Source organism: Streptomyces sp. NPDC045021 (assembly GCF_056432645.1).
Map to the genome: position 1 here is coordinate 40088 of NZ_JBWKIQ010000005.1, position 16457 is coordinate 56544.

13 protein-coding genes are annotated in these 16457 nt (G+C 73.3%); 8 read left to right on the forward strand and 5 right to left on the reverse strand.

From position 1 onward, the window contains the following. Window positions 1-28: 28 nt before the first annotated feature. Window positions 29-1234, forward strand: a complete 1206-nt coding sequence (locus tag AC07DC_RS16900; RefSeq protein ID WP_478915185.1) for a glycosyltransferase — start codon at window positions 29-31, stop codon at window positions 1232-1234. Here the strand turns inward: AC07DC_RS16900 and AC07DC_RS16905 are convergent. Both AC07DC_RS16905 and AC07DC_RS16910 read right to left on the reverse strand, forming a co-directional pair. Beyond that, window positions 1207-2355 (reverse strand): glycosyltransferase, encoded by a 1149-nt coding sequence (locus tag AC07DC_RS16905; protein ID WP_478915186.1) that lies wholly within the window; start codon window positions 2353-2355, stop codon window positions 1207-1209. The two genes, AC07DC_RS16900 and AC07DC_RS16905, sit on opposite strands and share 28 nt — an antisense overlap. Before the next feature lie 118 nt (window positions 2356-2473). Further along, window positions 2474-3817: a TerD family protein gene (locus tag AC07DC_RS16910; RefSeq protein WP_478915187.1), complete on the reverse strand. Its 1344-nt coding sequence runs from the start codon at window positions 3815-3817 to the stop codon at window positions 2474-2476. Between the two features lie 253 nt (window positions 3818-4070). Here AC07DC_RS16910 and AC07DC_RS16915 point away from each other — a divergent pair, with 253 nt between their 5' ends. The 4 genes from AC07DC_RS16915 (at window position 4071) to AC07DC_RS16930 (ending at window position 8756) form a co-directional block, all read left to right on the forward strand. After that, window positions 4071-4670, forward strand: a complete 600-nt coding sequence (locus AC07DC_RS16915) for a DUF6643 family protein (protein WP_478915188.1) — start codon at window positions 4071-4073, stop codon at window positions 4668-4670. A gap of 70 nt (window positions 4671-4740) precedes the next feature. Then, window positions 4741-5568, forward strand: a complete 828-nt coding sequence (locus tag AC07DC_RS16920) for an MOSC domain-containing protein (protein WP_478915189.1) — start codon at window positions 4741-4743, stop codon at window positions 5566-5568. A gap of 104 nt (window positions 5569-5672) precedes the next feature. Beyond that, window positions 5673-6275, forward strand: a complete 603-nt coding sequence (locus tag AC07DC_RS16925) for an Rv1733c family protein (protein ID WP_478915190.1) — start codon at window positions 5673-5675, stop codon at window positions 6273-6275. Between the two features lie 87 nt (window positions 6276-6362). Next, the gene (locus tag AC07DC_RS16930; protein ID WP_478915191.1) at window positions 6363-8756 is read left to right on the forward strand and encodes a right-handed parallel beta-helix repeat-containing protein; all 2394 of its coding nucleotides are present in this window, start codon (window positions 6363-6365) and stop codon (window positions 8754-8756) included. Here the strand turns inward: AC07DC_RS16930 and AC07DC_RS16935 are convergent. Further along, window positions 8726-11146, reverse strand: a complete 2421-nt coding sequence (locus AC07DC_RS16935) for a hypothetical protein (protein ID WP_478915192.1) — start codon at window positions 11144-11146, stop codon at window positions 8726-8728. The two genes, AC07DC_RS16930 and AC07DC_RS16935, sit on opposite strands and share 31 nt — an antisense overlap. A gap of 206 nt (window positions 11147-11352) precedes the next feature. On the opposite strand from AC07DC_RS16935, the gene AC07DC_RS16940 reads away from it, so the two are divergent. Next, window positions 11353-12189: a DeoR/GlpR family DNA-binding transcription regulator gene (locus AC07DC_RS16940; RefSeq protein WP_478915194.1), complete on the forward strand. Its 837-nt coding sequence runs from the start codon at window positions 11353-11355 to the stop codon at window positions 12187-12189. A gap of 24 nt (window positions 12190-12213) precedes the next feature. Beyond that, window positions 12214-12702, forward strand: coding sequence for an SRPBCC family protein (locus AC07DC_RS16945; protein ID WP_478915195.1), 489 nt, complete (start codon window positions 12214-12216; stop codon window positions 12700-12702). 145 nt (window positions 12703-12847) lie between these two features. Here the strand turns inward: AC07DC_RS16945 and AC07DC_RS16950 are convergent, their stop codons facing one another. Further along, window positions 12848-13315: a MarR family winged helix-turn-helix transcriptional regulator gene (locus tag AC07DC_RS16950; protein ID WP_478915196.1), complete on the reverse strand. Its 468-nt coding sequence runs from the start codon at window positions 13313-13315 to the stop codon at window positions 12848-12850. Window positions 13316-13420: 105 nt separating this feature from the next. On the opposite strand from AC07DC_RS16950, the gene AC07DC_RS16955 reads away from it, so the two are divergent. After that, window positions 13421-13978 carry a DoxX family membrane protein gene (locus tag AC07DC_RS16955; protein ID WP_478915197.1) on the forward strand — a complete coding sequence of 186 codons (558 nt, stop codon included), beginning with the start codon at window positions 13421-13423 and terminating at the stop codon, window positions 13976-13978. Between the two features lie 174 nt (window positions 13979-14152). Here the strand turns inward: AC07DC_RS16955 and AC07DC_RS16960 are convergent, their stop codons facing one another. After that, a complete protein-coding gene (locus AC07DC_RS16960; RefSeq protein WP_478915198.1) occupies window positions 14153-16264 on the reverse strand; it encodes an endo-beta-N-acetylglucosaminidase in 2112 nt (703 codons plus the stop codon). Between the last annotated feature and the right edge of the window lie 193 nt (window positions 16265-16457).

Genomic DNA, 16457 nt, shown 5'->3' on the forward strand with positions numbered 1-16457 from the left:
GCGGCGCGGTTGCGGCAGACTGCGGCAGGTGACGGTGCTGACGTGGGTCGCTGGGGTGTCGCTGCTGGCGTGGGTGTGGCTGCTGCTGGCGCAGGGGTTCTTCTGGCGGACGGACGTCCGGCTACCAGGACCGGAAGGCGGGCCGGGCGCCGAACCGGGAGACGGCCCGCAAGGGCCGGAGGCCTGGCCGACGGTGGCCGTCGTCGTGCCCGCCCGGGACGAGGCGGCCGTGCTGCCGCTGAGCCTGCCCTCCCTGCTGGCGCAGGACTATCCGGGCCGGGCCGAGATCTTCCTGATCGACGACGGAAGCTCGGACGGGACCGGCGAAACCGCCCGGTCGCTCGGCGCGCTGCACGGCGGGCTGCCGCTGACGGTGGCCTCGCCCGGTGAGCTCCCGGCGGGCTGGACCGGGAAGCTGTGGGGCGTACGGCACGGCATCGCGCTGGCCACCGAGCGCACCGGCGCGGAGTATCTGCTGCTCACGGACGCGGACATCGCTCACGAGCCGGACTCGCTGCGCGCGCTGGTGGCGGCGGCGCGGGCCGCGGACCTCGACATGGTGTCGCTGATGGCCCGGCTGCGCGTCGAGACGGTCTGGGAGCGGCTGATCGTCCCGGCGTTCGTCTACTTCTTCGCCCAGCTGTATCCGTTCCGCTGGATCAACCGTCCGGGTGGCAGGACGGCTGCCGCGGCCGGCGGCTGCGTGCTCATCCGCCGCACGGCCGTCGAGGCGGCCCGGGTGCCGGAGTCGATCCGGCACGCGGTGATCGACGATGTTGCGTTGGCCCGCGCGGTCAAGGGCGGCGGCGGCCGGATCTGGCTCGGGCTCGCGGACCGGGTGGACAGCGTGCGCCCGTACCCGGACCTGGGCGAGCTGTGGCGGATGGTCTCGCGCAGCGCCTACGCGCAGCTGCGGCACAACCCGGCGGTCCTTGCGGCGACCGTCGCCGGCCTCCTCCTCGTCTATCTGGTGCCGCCGCTGGCGGCGCTGGCCGGCGCGGCGGCGGGCGACCCGCCGCTGTGCGCCCTGGGCGCGGCCGCGTGGGTGGTGATGGCGGCGACCTATCTGCCGATGCTGCGCTACTACCGGCAGCCGCTGTGGCTCGCGCCGCTGCTCCCCTTCACCGCGGCGCTGTATCTGCTGATGACCGTCGATTCGGCTGTTCAGCACTACCGCGGCCGGGGCGCGGCGTGGAAGGGCAGGACCTACGCCCGTCCCGACGCCTCGGTGTAGACGGCGGACAGCCGCGCGCCGACGGCGTCCGGTCCGAAGCGCCGCCGGGTCCTGGCGGCGAGCGCCGCGGGCTGCCGCAGCGACAGTTCCGCGGCGGCTTCGACCAGCGCGAGGGCGAGGGCCCGCGGGTCGCAGGCCGGTACGAGGATGCCGCCGTCGGCGCCGACGAGTTCGGGCAGCGCTCCGGTGCGGGTGCCGACGACCGGGGTGCCGCAGCACAACGCGTCGAGCGCCATGGTGCCGAAGCCGCTGACGTGCCGCGGGTCCACGAAGAGGTCGGCGTGCGCGAGGGCGTGCAGGATCCCCTCCCGGTCGAGGTCACCGGCGAGGACGACGGCGCCGGCGGTCCCGGTGCGCCCGACGCGTTCCTGGACGGCGCCGAGCCCGGGTCCGGCACCGATGATCCGCAGCCGCAACCGCGCGTCCTTGCCGAGGGCTTCGGCGAACGCGTCGACCAGCACGTCCCAGCCCTCGTTCGCCACGAGCGGGCCGGCGGCCACGATGCGCACCGGGTCCTGGCTGATCCGCGCGCGGGCGGGTACGTCCGGCAGCGCCTCGGTCTCCACGGGGTGCGGCACCAGCAGATGGCGGCCGGGGAGCCCGAGTTCGCCGAGCCGGGCCAGCAGCGCGTCGCTGACGGGCAGGACCGCGGCCGCCTCCCGGTACAGCCGGGCCACGCGCCGCCGGTCGAGCACTCCGGGGAGCGGCCGCGTCGGGTGCCCGAGCCAGCGGCGGTCGTGCTCGGACAGGACGTACGGGATACCCGTGGCCCGGGAGAGCCACGGCAGAAGGCCGGCCGCGCCCGGTGCGTGGGCGTGCAGGACGTCGACCGCGCCGCACTCCGCGCGCTCCACCCGGAGGACGGCCTCGATGCGGCCCGCGGTGGCACGGTGCCCGCCGGTTCCGGCGGCCGGCCTGCTCCGCTCCCGGCGCCCGGCCTCGATCTCGTACCGGTGCGGCGACCGCTCGTCGCGCCCGGCGAAGGGCAGTCCCGGCAGCGGCGGGGTGCTCAACGACCCGACGGTGACCAGTTCGACGACATCGGCGACCGTGGCCGCGGCCCGGTGCCAGGCATCCGGCCGGCGCGGCCCGTCCGGTCCGGACAGCATGGCGACACGCACGGCCTCACCCCTCGTGACTCCTCACGCGGCGCGGCGGAAACCTCGCGGAATCCGCCGCTCCGGGGCGCCACTGTGGCACAGGGGCGCGGCCGTCAGGGCCGGTTCGGCGCGCTCCGGGTCACTTACGGCCGGGCGTCCAGTTCATGCCCCATCCGTAGGCGTAGTCGACCGTGCGCTGCGGACTCACTCCGCGCTGCGGCACCAGGTAGCGCGCCTCGCGCTGCACCACCAGGTCACCGCCCTGATTGCTGATGAGGGCCAGGGCGCAGACGTTCGACGGCACGGTGCACTCGTCGAGCGAGAAGTCGATCGGAGCGCCGTTCAGCGGCTGGAGGGTGACGGTCGCGTGCAGTCCGGCGAAGCTGCGCGCGCCTTCGTAGATCGTCACGAAGATGAGGATCCGGCGGAACGCCTGCTTGTGGTCCAGGTTGATGGTGAGGTTCTCACCGGACTCGGAGCCGCCGGTCCTGTCGTCACCGTCCAGGTGCAGGTACGGGGGCTGGTGGAGGGAGCCGAACGCGTTGCCGAGCGCCTGGATCACGCCCTTGCTGCCGTCGGCGAGTTCGTACAGCGCGCACAGGTCGAGGTCGAGGTCGGAGTGGAAGGCCGACGGCTTCCCGCTCTTGCGTCCCCAGCCCTTGAACTGCTTGTGCACCTGCCAGCTCAGGTTCACCCGCATCGCGCCGGAGATGCCGCCCTGCTTGGTGAGGGAGACCGACGGCGCCTCCTTGGTCAGCGTCACCTTCGTGAGCCGAACGGGCTGCGGTGCGGCCAGCGGCTGCACCGGCGGGGGCGGGGCCTGGTACTGCTGCGGCGGGGGTGGCGGCGCCTGGTACTGCTGGGGCGGCGGGGGCGGGGGCTGGTACTGCTGCGGCGGGGCCTGGTAGGGCTGCGGCGCCTGCACCACCGGAGCGGGGGCGGGAGCGGGCGCGGCGGGCGCGTCGTCGACGGAGATCCCGAAGTCGGTGGCGAGCCCGGCGAGTCCGCTGTCGTAACCCTGCCCGACCGCGCGGAACTTCCAGGCGCCCTGGCGGCGGTAGAGCTCACCGAGCACGAACGCCGTCTCCACGGACGCGTCGGTGCTGTCGAAGCGGGCCAGTTCGGCGCCGTTCGCCGAGTCGGTGAGGCGGATGTGCAGACCGGGGATCCGGCCGAAGGTCCCGCCGTCGCTGGAGGCGGCGAGGACGATCGTCTCGATGGCCGGTTCCACCCCGCCGAGATCGACGGACAGGGTGTCCGTCACCGCGTCCCCCGCGGTGCGCTTGCCCTCGTGCCGTACGGCACCCGAGGCGTGCGCGGGCTGGTTGTAGAAGACGAAGTCCGCGTCGGATCTGACCTTGCCGCCCACCAGCAGCAGAGCGGAGGCGTCCACGTCCGGGACACCGGGACCGGTACGCCATCCCAGCTCCACGCGGACCGTCGGCACGGACACCGGCACGTTCGTGCCTTTGCGCATCGTCATGCTCTCCCCTTTTGCACGGTGCCGCCCACCGTAGCCCGGACCCGCGGCCGTCGAACATATGCTGCCGCCCCGCGGGTGGGGGGCGACCGCCGGTAACGCCCCGCGGACATGGCTTTTACGCGATCTCAACGCTCAATGATGACCGTTTTTCGTTGATTCGCTCATATTGGGGATCCACCGTCACTCACAGCACACAAAACAACCCTCTAATCGGTCTCCCCAACCAGCACATCGTGGGCTTAACTTAAGTGCCATGAGCTCCCCCCGCGGCACCTATGGTGGCGGCTACTACGCAGCGCCGTCCTTCCCGGACACGCCGATCTACGACAGCCTCGTCGCTGAGCGTGGCACCCCCCAGATCGCCCCGATCAGGATTCCGGCGGAGTACGCGTATCCGTCGTACGAGACCGGCAGGAACCTCCCGGCCCTGCCGGCCGCCCTCCCCGCCCTGCCGTCGGGCTCGTCCCAGTACGCCCAGTACCCGGCCGCCCAGGGCGGGTACAACGGCTACCCCTCGACGGGTTACCAGCCGCAGCCCGCGCCGGTGCAGCACACTCCCGCGCCGTACATCCCGCAGCAGGCCGGCGGGGGGCGCGCGAGCGGCTCGTACAACGGCTTCAACGGTGCGAACGGCTTCACCGGGGCCAACGGCTACAACCCCGGTTCCACCGGCAGCCATCCGGTGCAGCAGCCGCAGCAGCAGGCCCCCGCGCAGGGTCTGGGCTACGACTCGGCGCGCCAGGCGCCGCAGCGCCCCGTGCCGCCCCGCCAGGTGCCGAACGGCTATGCGGAGGACCCGTATCAGCAGCGGCGTCCGCTGGGCCAGGGGAACCAGGGCTACTACCAGGGCTGATCGAGATGCGGTATATCGAGATGCGGTTTACAGCTGGGCAGGTCACGGCCGGCCCTGGCAGGATGCCGCTATGTCGACGAACGCCCTGCTCAGTGCGCTGAACATCTACCCGGTCAAATCGCTTCGGGGCCTTGCCACCGAAGCGGCGGACGTGGAGCCGTGGGGGCTCGCCGGAGACCGCAGGTGGATGCTGGTGGATGCCGACGGGCGCGTCATCACGCAGCGGCAGCAGGCGAAGACGGCGCTGGTGACCGCGCAGCCGTCGGGGGGCGGCTCGCTGCGATTCACCGCGCCCGGCCAGGAGCCGCTGTCCGTGCCCCGGCCGGAACAGCGAGCGGCCGAGCCGGTACTGATCTTCCGCGACAAGGTCGATGCCGTCGCCGCGGGCGACGCGGCCGACACCTGGTTCAGCAGCTGTCTCGGTGTGCCGGCGCGCCTGATGTACATGGCCGACCCGGCGGTCTGCCGCCCTGTCGACCCCGAGCACTCGCGCCCCGGCGACACCGTGTCGTTCGCCGACGGCTACCCGCTGCTCATCACCACCACCGCCTCGCTCGATGCCCTCAACTCCCTCATCGCGCTGGGCGCCCACGCGTCCGAGGCGCCGCTGCCGATGAACCGGTTCCGGCCCAACGCGGTCGTGGACGGCACCGAGGCGTGGGCCGAGGACGGTTGGCGGCGCATCAGGATCGGCGAGGTCACCTTCCGCGTCGCCAAGCGCTGCGCGCGCTGCGTCGTGCCGACCACGAACCAGGAGACGGCAGAACGCGGCCGGGAACCGCTGCGCAGCCTGGCCAAACACCACAGGATCGACGGCGAGACGATCTTCGGCCAGAATCTGATCCCCGAGCACCCCGGAACCCTGCGGGTCGGCGACCCGTTGACCATCCTGGAGTGACGCGTCGAGGCATCGCTCCTGCGACCACCGCACGGACGGCTCCGCCGCCCCGCGCGCGGGTCGCGCCGTTTGAGGTACCGAACGGTCGAAGGGGGTGCTGCTCCATGGGCTCCAAGGTGCGCTGGTGGCGATGGCGGCGCAATCCGCTGCGCCGCGCGTCGGATCTGGCCGAGGCGTGGATCAGCCTCGTCACCGTCGTCCTGGTGCTCTGTGCCGTGCCCGCGGCCGGCTGGTTCACCGGCCAGGCCGCCAACCGCGCTCTGCAGCGCACCGTGCGCCACCAACTGGCGGACCGCACGCTGGTACCCGCCGCCCGGGTCACCTCCGCACCCCGGTCGGCGGCCGGGACGGACGCCGAGGCCGGGCAGGCGCGCAAGCTCCGGCGGGCCGCCGTACTGAGCTGGACGGCGCCGGACGGCTCGGCGCGCAGCGGCACCGTCCGCGTCGAGAACCAGGAACAGGTCGACGGCCGGCTGCACATCTGGACCGATCGCGGCGGGCGGCCGGTCGACCCGCCGCTGGACCGAGCCACCGCCCACGCCCACGCGGCGCTGGCCGCGCTCGGCGGCGCGGCGCTGGCGGCCGCCTTGCTGCTGACCATGCGGCAGTTGCTGCTGTGGCGGCTGATGCGCCGCCGGCTGCTCGAATGGGAACGCGAATGGGAGCGTGCCGGCCAGGATTGGGGACGGGCGGGCGCCGGCGGCTGACCGCGACTCGTCATGGAGGGCGTCCCACTCACGCTACGGTGGATCCCCCGGTCGGCTTTACGCAAGAGGTGGGGGCAGGGCAGCCCGATGGCACATGGCGTGGTGCAGGTGACCAGCACGAGCAGCTCGCGGTGGCGCCGCCGTTCGGGAGAGTACGAGACCCTGGCCGCCGCCCTCGAAGCGGCCGGTGACGGCGACGTCCTGTCGATCGCGCCGGGCACCTACCGCGAGAACCTCGTCGTCACCCGGGCCGTCACGCTGCGCGCCGCGGAAGGCCTGGGCTCGGTGCGTATCGCCCCCGCGGGCGGCGTGGCGCTGACGTTGCGCGCGGCGGCGCTCGTGCAGGACCTGACCGTCGAGGGGCAGGACACCTCGGCGGCCGCACTGCTCATCGAGGGGTGCGCCCCGGAGCTGACCGGACTGCGGGTCGCCACCCGGTCGGCCGTCGGGATAGAGGTCCGCGACAGCGCCCGTCCCACCGTCCGGCAGTGCACCGTGGACAACCCGGCGGGGCTGGGGATCAGCGTCCTGGAGTCGGCCGGCGGGCTGTTCGAGGAGTGCGAAGTGGTCTGCGCGGGACAGACCGGCGTCTCGGTGCGCGGCGGCGCCTCGCCCCGGCTGGAGCGCTGCCGCATCCACCACGCCAACGGCGCGGGCCTGGCCGTCACCGGTGAGGGCACCTCCGCCGAGGCCGTCGGCTGCGAGGTCTACGAGATCAAGGGCACCGGAGTGCAGGTCGCCTCGCGCGCCACCGCGCACTTCACCGACTGCCAGGTGCACCGCACCACGGGCGACGGGATCACCCTCGACACCGACGCGGTGCTGACCCTGTCCGACTGCGACATCCACGACATCCCCGAGAACGCGATCGACCTGCGGGCCCGCTCCGTCCTCACCCTCACCCGTTCCGCCGTACGCCGCTTCGGCCGCAACGGCCTGTCGGTGTGGGACCCGGGGACCCGGGTGGACGCCAACCGGTGCGAGATCCATGACAGTACGGGCGACTATCCGGCGGTGTGGGTGAGCGACGGTGCCGCGGCGGTGCTGGAGTCCTGCCGGGTGCACGACGTGCCCGACGCGCTGTTCGTCCTCGACCGGGGATCGAGGGCCGATGTCGTGGACAGCGACTTCTCCCAGGTGCGCAACACGGCGGTGTCGGTGAGCGACGGCGCGACCGTCCAGCTCGACGACTGCCGGATCCGCGAGGCCGCCACCGGCGCCTGGTTCCGCGACCACGGCAGCGGCGGCACGCTCGCCCAGGTCACCATCGACGACACCGCGACCGGGGTCATCGTCACCAAGGGCGCCGACCCGGTACTGGAGCGCTGCACCGTCACCAATCCCGCGGAGGCCGGGTTCTACGTGTCGGCCGAGGGCCGCGGGACCTTCACCGGCTGCCGGGTCACCGGCAGCCGCGGCTACGGCTTCCATGTCATCGACGGCTGCCGCACCACCCTGACCCGCTGCCGCACCGAGCGCTGCGAGCGCGGCGGCTACGAGTTCGCGGAACCGGGCCCGGTCACCGAGGACTGCACCAGCGACAGGGCCGCCGAGCACACGCCCGACACCGGGCAGCAGGTGACCGCGGTGGCCGCCGTCCAGTCGTTCGGACTGCTGGGCGGGGTGCCCAAACAGGGTCCCGCCGAGCCGGCGCAGGCGGAGCCCGAGATCCGCGCCTCGGACGACGTACTGGGCGAACTCGACGCGCTCGTGGGCCTGGACAGCGTCAAACGCGAGGTGCGCACCCTCATCGACCTGATCGCCGTCGGCCGCCGCCGCCAGGAGGCCGGCCTCAAGGCGCCGTCGCTCCGCAGGCACCTGGTCTTCACCGGCTCCCCCGGCACCGGCAAGACCACGGTGGCACGGCTGTACGGCGAGATCCTGGCCGCGCTGGGCGTGCTGCAGCGCGGCCACCTGGTCGAGGTGGCCCGGGTGGACCTGGTCGGCGAACACATCGGTTCGACCGCCATCCGCACCCAGGAGGCCTTCGACCGGGCGCGCGGCGGTGTGCTGTTCATCGACGAGGCGTACGCGCTGTCGCCGGAGGACTCCGGGCGGGACTTCGGCCGCGAGGCGATCGACACCCTGGTCAAGCTCATGGAGGACCACCGCGACGCCGTGGTGGTCATCGTTGCCGGGTACACCGCCGAGATGGAGCGCTTCCTGGCCTCCAACCCCGGTGTGGCGTCCCGTTTCTCCCGCACCATCACCTTCGGCGACTACACGGCCGAGGAGCTGCTGCGGATCGTGGAGGCGCAGGCGGTCGAGCACGAGTACCAGCTCGGCGACGACGCGGGCGACGCGATCCTCAAGTACTTCAACGCGCTTCCCCGGGGGCCGGGCTTCGGCAACGGCCGCACCGCACGGCAGACGTTCGAGGCGATGGTGGAGCGGCACGCGGGACGCCTCGCGCACGTCACCGAGCCGAGCCATGACGAGCTGCAGCTGCTCTACCCGGAGGACCTGCCGGAACTGCCCTGAGCGGGAAGGCCGGACGGGGCAGGCGCGGGCGGGGCGGGCGGCTCCGGGAGTTCCGCCGCCAGTAACCGGCGCAGCAGCGCGGCCCGTTCGGCCGCGAAGGCCGGATCCGCCTGGAAGCCGGAGTGGCCCAGCACCGGTTCCGGCAGCGGATGCTGCGGCGTACGGCCGTACGCGACCGGGTCCTTGAGCGGCCCGCGGTCCACCGCCGTGCCCTCCCCGACCCGCACCGGGCCGCCGATCGGATCCGTCCGCCGCCACAGGTTGCGCCACTCGCTCAACTCCCGGTGCAGCGAACACAGTTGGTCCGGGCCGAAGTACGCGGGGAACCACCGGCCGTAGAGCCGTTCCAGCGGGCAGCCGTAGGTGAGCAGCGCGACGCGGCGCCGGGTCGCCGGGTCCAGCTGCCAGACGGCGGCCGCCGCCAGCACGCTGCCCTGCGAGTGGCCGGACAGGATGATCCGGCCGCCGGTGCGGGCGGTCCAGGTGGCCATCCGCCAGGTCAGGTCGGGCACGGCCCGCTCGGCGTAACACGGCGGCGCGAACGGGTGCGCGGCGCGCGGCCAGAACGTGCCCACGTCCCACAGGATGCCGATGGTGCGGCGCGCGGAGGCGTCCCGGTAGGCGCGGCGCCCGAGCGCCAGCAGGGCGACGACGCCCGCGCCGACGAGCCACGAGCCCAGCGACTGGGCGGCCCGCGCCACGTCCGGCAACGGCCCCGGAGTGCCCTTCGCCGCCTCGCCGGGCCCGGCCCCACCGGTCCACGCCCCGACGACCGCGCCCGCGCCGAGCAGGAACGCGACCGCGCAGACCACCGCGACCAGCAGCGCGACGGAGTCGGTCAGCCCGGCCCGCGCGATCGCCCCGGCGATCTGCCGGGTCCTGGCCGGCTGCTTGGTCTCCCCCGGATACAGCCCGGCCATCTCCGCTCCGACGGCCAGCCGCTCCCGCCACAGCCGCCATGCCCCGACGGCCGCCACGCCCACCAGCACGACCAGCAGGATCGGAATGATCGACGCCTGCCACGTCAGCAGCGCCGGCGGCCCCCACAGCGGACCGCCCTCCTCCCCCGGCGTCGCGCCCCGGTCCAGCCAGTCCGCTATCCGCTGCGCCACACCACCCGTCAGAACGCCGCCCAGCGCGCACGCGAGCAGCGCCACGGTGGGCCCGCCGAGGCCGTGCAGCACCGCCTTCCCCGCGTGGCCGCCGAAGAGCGGCGCCTGCGTGGCGGGCTCCGCGTCCTGCCGCGGGATCTCGGGGACGGCCGGCGGACGGTGGGCCGTGTGGTGCATGAGGGCGGCCGTCACCGCCAGGGCGGCTACCAGAGCGCCCTGGACAAGGGCGAGCGCGGTGAAGGTGACATCGGCCGGGAGCCGGCCGGTGGAGACCCAGCCCGGGCGGTGCCAGCCGGCGTAGACCGCGACGGCGGCCAGCACGACCGGGCCGCCGCCCAGCAGCAGACCGGCGGTGTGGTGGTCCGTGGCCTCGTCCGGTGCCGTCTCGCTGCGGCCGGCCCGGCAGGTCTCGGTGACGGCGGCCGCGGCGAGCACGGCGATCAGGCCGCCGAGGGCCCAGCCGGCGGCGCCGAGCGCGCCGCGCCCGCGGTCCTGGTCGTAACGCAGCGCGGGCACCAGCAGCGCCGTCGCGGCGGTGAGCGCTCCGGCGGCGGTGTGCGCGGAGCGGAGCCGGGCGACCAGGCGGCGGCCGTACCAGAACCCGGGCAGCGCCAGCGCGGGCACACCCGCCCTGGCGCGGTTGTCGGTGGCCGGGCGCTGGGACTCGTACGCGTACCAGGTCCGGTGCGAGAGCCACCAGAGCAGAGCGGTGAGCGCACCGGGCACCAGGGCCGCCAGCGCGAGGCGGCGGCCGGGCTCCGACCACCAGCCGCCCTGGTACGCGGCGGCGAAGCCGAGCCAGTACTTGCCGCGCGCGCAGGAGGCACTGCCGGCGCACTGCCAGCCGACCAGGTCCATGGAGACCTCGCAGACCGCGGCGACCAGCAGCAGCGTCAAAGTGAGCGCGATGAGCCGCACGAGCACGTCGTAGGCGCGGTTCTGACCGCCCCGGCCGGTCGGCGGGCGCATCCAGTGGGCGAGGTTGGCGACCATGAACGGGAGCAGGAGCAGCCACATGGCACGGCTGCCGTTCCCCGACGTCAGATTGCACCAGGTGTACGCCTCGGGCACCGGCGCGTCCCGGTCGGCGCCGGGGTGGAGTTCGGCGTCGGCGTCCACGGTGCGGCGGTAGAGCCCGGCCGTGTCGTCGCCCGCCACCCGCACGGTGCGCGGATCCCCGAGCATCCCCTCGGGCGTGGCGCCGCCGACGCCGTGAACGAGCAGTTCGAGTGCCGGTGCCCGCGCGTCCGCGGGCCCGGGTCCAGGGTGCCGGCTCACATGTCCCCCGTCCTGTTGTGCCCTCCCAGGATCGACGTCCCGACGGAGGAGCACAGCCCTCGTGCGGAATGTGCCCCGAAATGGTGACAAGGACGCGCGGTGGGGGCTCGATCACCCCCCGCACGCCCTGAGGCCTCCCGCATGGAAGGATGACCGTGGTTCGATGGCGTTCGACGCGACGTATGAGATGAGAGACGGGGCCACGGGTGAGCGACAACCAGAATCTCCTCGCCGAGCAGCGACGTGCCCTGATTCTTGACGAGGTCAGGCGGCGCGGCGGCGTACGGGTCAACGAGCTCACCCGCAAGCTCAACGTCTCGGACATGACGGTCCGCCGGGATCTGGACGCGCTGGCCCGGCAGGGTGTCGTGGAGAAGGTGCACGGCGGCGCGGTACCGGTGGTCGAGGCGAGCAGCCACGAGCCGGGCTTCGAGGCCAAGTCGGGTCTGGAGCTCGGCGCGAAGGAGGCCATCGCGCGGGCCGCCGCCAAGCTGGTGACGCCGGGCAGCGCGATCGCCCTGTCGGGCGGCACGACGACGTACTCACTGGCCCACCGGCTGCTGGACGTACCGGACCTGACCGTGGTGACCAACTCGGTGCGGGTCGCCGATGTCTTTCACACCGCGCAGCGGCGGCCGGGGGCGCAGAGCCGGGACGGCGCCGCGACGGTGGTGCTCACCGGTGGCGTGCGGACCCCGTCGGACTCCCTGGTGGGACCGGTCGCGGACCGGGCGATCAGCTCGCTCCACTTCGACATGCTCTTCCTGGGCGTGCACGGGATCTCGGTCGAGGCCGGCCTGTCGACCCCGAACCTGGCGGAGGCGGAGACCAACCGACAGTTCGTGCGCTCGGCGCGCCGGGTCGTGGTGATCGCCGACCACACCAAGTGGGGGACGGTGGGGCTCAGTTCCTTCGCCTCACTGGAGGACGTGGACACTCTCGTCACGGACGCGGGCATCCCCGAGGTGCTGCGCGCGGAGATCTCCGAGTACCTGTCGGATCTGGTCGTCGCGGGTGAGACGGACTCCCCCGCAGACAGCTGACGCCTCGTCACGTAAGGTGCGCCCATGGCCCGCCGATCGCGCTCCCCGCGCCCCCTGCGCCGCGTCGAACTCGACTTCCTCGACACCGCGCCCGTACGCCTGGTCTTCACCCTCGGCATCATCGCGTCCCCCGAGGCGGTGTACCGCGCGCTGGCCGTGGACACCGCGGCCTGGCCGGCCTGGTTCCGCGCCGTCAAGTCCGCGCGCCCGACCGAAGCGGGCCGCGACGTCGCACTCGCCGGCGGTGTCCGCTTCGAGGAGACGGTACTGGTGGACGAGGCGCCGAAGCGCTACGTCTATCGGGCGGACACGTGCAACGCCCCAGGGCTGCGGGCCCTGTTGGAGGAGTGGCGGGTGGAGCCGGTCGGGCCCGGCAGCCTGGTCCAGTGGACCTTCGCGATGGACGGCCCGGCGCCACTGCGCGTTGTGATGCGGGTGTTGCGGCCTGGGCTGGGGCGGGCGTTCCGCGGCGCGGTGCTGGCGCTTGACCGGCGGCTTGCGGGGGCGGGGTAGGTCGGGGGTGCGGGGGCCGGGTCCTCCGGGGCGGGGCTTCGAAATCGACTATTTAGGGCCTGGCGGCCCTCAAATAGCTCGGCAGCATTTCGAAACCCCACCCCGCCAGCCCCGTCCCCCTCCCGTCAGTGCCGCGCTACCGGACTCAGCGCACGCCGGTGGCGCGCAACCGGCGGCTCACCTCGCCCAACCCCTCCGCGATGGCGGTGAGCTGCTCGCGGGTGAGGACGTCGATCAGCAGCTCGCGGACCAGGGCGACGTGTCCCGGGGCGGTCTCACGGACCTTGGCCCAGCCCTCGTCGGTGAGGCAGGCGACAACGCCGCGCACATCACCGGGGAAGGACCGACGGCGGACCATCCCGCTCTTCTCCAACTGTGTGACCTGGTAGGTCAGACCGCTCTTGGAGGTGAGCAGGGCGTCGGCCAGCTCGGTCATCCGCAGCTCGCCGCAAGGCGCCGCGGAGAGCCGGGTGAGGATCTCGTACTGCGGATGCGAGAGGTCGGCGTCGTCCTTCAGCTGCTGTTCCACCCGGCGGCCCAGCAGGTTGCTCGCCGCCAGGAAGCCCGTCCAGGCCGCCATCTCCTGCTCGTCGAGCCACCTTGTGTTGTCCATGGGGTCATCGTAACGCTGTTGTTCAAATTCGAATTAGCCGATACGGTCGAACCAGTGGTTCGAATTTGAACCACGTCATGTCCCCCACCCCAGGAGAACCGCCCTATGCCGTCCCCCACCACCCAGCTCGCCCCGCCCGTCCCCGGTACGCCCGCCCCGGCGACCGCGGCGGCCTCCCCGCACGCCTATGACGCCGGGCTGCTCCTCCTCCGGCTCGCCGTCGGTCTCACCATGGCCGCGCACGGCAGCCAGAAGTTGTTCGGCTGGTTCGGCGGGGGCGGCCTCGACGGAACCGGCCAGTTCTTCACCATGAGCGGCTACCCGTCCGGCAAAGCGATGGCCGTCGTGGCGGGGCTCAGCGAGACCTTCGGCGGGCTCGGCCTGGCGGTCGGCCTGCTCACCCCGTTGGCGGGCGCCGCGGTGGTCGGCACCATGGTCAACGCGCTGGCCGTGAAGTGGGGCGGCGGCTTCTTCGCGCCCCAGGGCGTCGAGTACGAGCTGCTGCTGACCGCGGCGGCCGCCGCACTCGCCCTGACCGGCCCCGGCCGCCTGGCCGCCGACCGGTACCTCCCCATACTCCGCTCCCACCGACTGGCCTACGGCGCATCAGCCGTGGCGCTGGGTGTGGCCGTGGCGGGCGTCATCCTGCTGCTGCGGAAGTAGTCGCACACAACGAACCGGTTGGCCGTGACGCAAGGGGGCCGGGGCCGCAGGTGGGGGGTTCGAAATGCTGCCGAGCTATTTGTGAGCCGCCAGGCTCGTAAATAGTCGATTTCGAGCCCCCACCGGAGGACCCGGCCCCCGCACCCACCCACCACCCGCCAGAGGCCGCGTTCCTTAGACCCAAGCGAACGCAGCCGACGACGACCCGGAAGAAGCGAACAGCTCGCCGACGGCGCGGACTTCGAGCCGCGTAACGGCCTCGCCGGCCGTACGCCGCAGAGCCGGCACGTAGTAGGCGGTGCCCGGTGTCCCACCGAGGAAGCGGCGGCCGCCGCCCGGCAGCACCTGGTGCACCTCGTAGTGGCGGACCGGACCGGCCGAACAGCGCCAGCCGATGCGCAGGGCGGCCGTGGCACCGTCCGCGGCGATGGCCGAGGACGTCACGGCCAACAGGCCCGGCCGGGCCGGAGGCCTCGCCGCGGAGTCGCGCACCGCGAGCCCGCCGAGCCGCCAGCGGACCGCCGTGCCGCCCGATCCGGTGAGCCGGACTCCGAGGACGTGCAGGACGCGTCCGTGCGGCTGGGACAGCCGCACGGACGCCGTGGTCCAGCCGCGCCCGCCCGCCGGAAGGGAACCGGCCGGCAGATAGCGGAAGCGCGGCGGCCGACCGGAGATGGCGGGCTCGTCCAGGGCGACGGCCACCTCCACCCGGACCGGGCCCGATCCGGGGTCGGTGCGATGGGTCAGTTCCACGACCGCGCCGCCGCTCAGCGGAACGTCGGCGCTGTAGAGCTCGATCGTGGCCGGGGCGTCGAGTACGCCGTCCACCAGCAGGCTGTTGCCGCCGCGCCAGGCGTCGGCGAAGTCGAAGGCGACCCTCGGCCGGGTTCCGGTGCTGTGCACCACCCAGCGGCGGCCGGGCAGCCGGTCCTGCAGGCCGAGGTGGTTCCAGGCGGTGTCCGAGGACGGTGTGCCGTGCTCGTACCAGCGCAGTCCGTGACCGGAGTTGAAGGTGGTCGCGAACGGCAGCGCGGTGAGCGTGGAGCGGTCGGCGACGGATTCTGCCGGGGCCCGCCAGCTCCCCGTGCCGCTCTGCGGCGCCGAGGGATCGAGCGACGGGCCGGTCCAGAACCGGTCGTCGCGTGCGTGGAAGTCACCGGGCGCGCGGCGGTCCGCCGGCAGGCTCGTCCAGGTCCACTCGGGGCGGTAGAAGCCGTACGAGGTGACATGCGGTCCGTCGGCGGGGACGATCGCGTCCCAGTCGACCGGGGTGTCCCAGCCACGGGACTCCACATCGATGCCGGCCCACACCGCGTAGCGGCTGCGGTCCAGTTCACCGGCGAGGGTGCCTGAAGCGGCGAGGCCGGAGCTGCTCCAGTCGAAGTTGAGGAACATGGAGTCTGCCGCGGTGAAGAACTCCTGGTTGCGCGGGTTGAGTTCGTTCTGCCAGTCGACGGCTCCGGTGTCGGTCATGGCGTCGTACCAGGTGACGCGCAGGCCGTGGCCGTGAGCGCGCAGGTACGCGACGAACTCCCGCATCGCGGCGGCAAGTTGGGCGTCCCCGCCGCCGGTCTCGGCGTTGATGAACCAGCCGTCGAAGCCGTACACCCGCGCGACCCGGATCAGCTGGTCCGCGATCGGGAACCGCCCGTCCGTACCGCGCTGGACGAGGTCGCGGGTCCATCGCAGATCGCCGCCGTAGGCGACCGGTGGCAGGAAGACGGTGCCCAGCACGGGCACCCCGTTGCGGTGCGCGGCGTCCACCACGGGCGCGTTGGGCGCGAGGATCAGTCCCTCGCCCGAGGAGCCGCCCCAGAACACCAGCTCGTCCAGGTACGCCCAGTGCGTCAGCGCGTAGTAGTCGGCTGTGGCGGAGCCCTGCGAGGGGTTGCCCGCGGTGTGGTCGAACGCGGCCAGGCCGGAGACCCGCGCCTGGCCGCTGCGGGCCGTGGTGTTGGCGGGCGGGGGTGTGAAGCGCGCCGCGAGCGGGACGCTCGCGGTGTTGAACGCCAGATCCGGGTCCGACTCGGGCGTCCACGCCTTGAGGCTGCGCCACTGGATGCCATCGCCCGGTGTCCCGGAGGGCAGGCTGTCGGGGAACCAGTAGGAGGCGTAGGGCTGCAGGTTCCGGGCGCTTCCGGCCGCCGCGGCGGCCGGCAAGCTGGGCGCCAGGAGGAGGCCCGCGGTGCCGGCCCCGGCGATCAGGACCCGGCGCCGGGACGGCCGCGGACGGTCCGCGGCGGGCAGGGCGACGGAGGGGTCGGCAGAGCTGCGGTGCTCGGTCATCGGTGCGCTCCCTGGGAATGTTCGACCTGATGGACGATGAGATGACGCCGCGGGCCGCCGGATGGTCGGCGACGCCCGCGAGGGTCGCCCACTGGCCGGGAGGGGCGGGGTAAGGCTGCACCCGCGCCGGGAGCGTCGTCAACGGTCAACCGGTGACTAATTCACGCCACGCCACATATGTGCAGGTGAGAGC

What these genes read in the sequence shown, in the direction of transcription:
- AC07DC_RS16910 (WP_478915187.1), bottom strand. Translation starts at nt 3,817, where the DNA reads ATGACGATGCGCAAAGGCACGAACGTGCCGGTGTCCGTGCCGACGGTC.
- AC07DC_RS16915 (WP_478915188.1), top strand. Translation starts at nt 4,071, where the DNA reads ATGAGCTCCCCCCGCGGCACCTATGGTGGCGGCTACTACGCAGCGCCG.
- AC07DC_RS16920 (WP_478915189.1), top strand. Translation starts at nt 4,741, where the DNA reads ATGTCGACGAACGCCCTGCTCAGTGCGCTGAACATCTACCCGGTCAAA.
- AC07DC_RS16925 (WP_478915190.1), top strand. Translation starts at nt 5,673, where the DNA reads ATGGGCTCCAAGGTGCGCTGGTGGCGATGGCGGCGCAATCCGCTGCGC.
- AC07DC_RS16930 (WP_478915191.1), top strand. Translation starts at nt 6,363, where the DNA reads ATGGCACATGGCGTGGTGCAGGTGACCAGCACGAGCAGCTCGCGGTGG.
- AC07DC_RS16945 (WP_478915195.1), top strand. Translation starts at nt 12,214, where the DNA reads ATGGCCCGCCGATCGCGCTCCCCGCGCCCCCTGCGCCGCGTCGAACTC.
- AC07DC_RS16950 (WP_478915196.1), bottom strand. Translation starts at nt 13,315, where the DNA reads ATGGACAACACAAGGTGGCTCGACGAGCAGGAGATGGCGGCCTGGACG.
- AC07DC_RS16955 (WP_478915197.1), top strand. Translation starts at nt 13,421, where the DNA reads ATGCCGTCCCCCACCACCCAGCTCGCCCCGCCCGTCCCCGGTACGCCC.
- AC07DC_RS16960 (WP_478915198.1), bottom strand. Translation starts at nt 16,264, where the DNA reads ATGACCGAGCACCGCAGCTCTGCCGACCCCTCCGTCGCCCTGCCCGCC.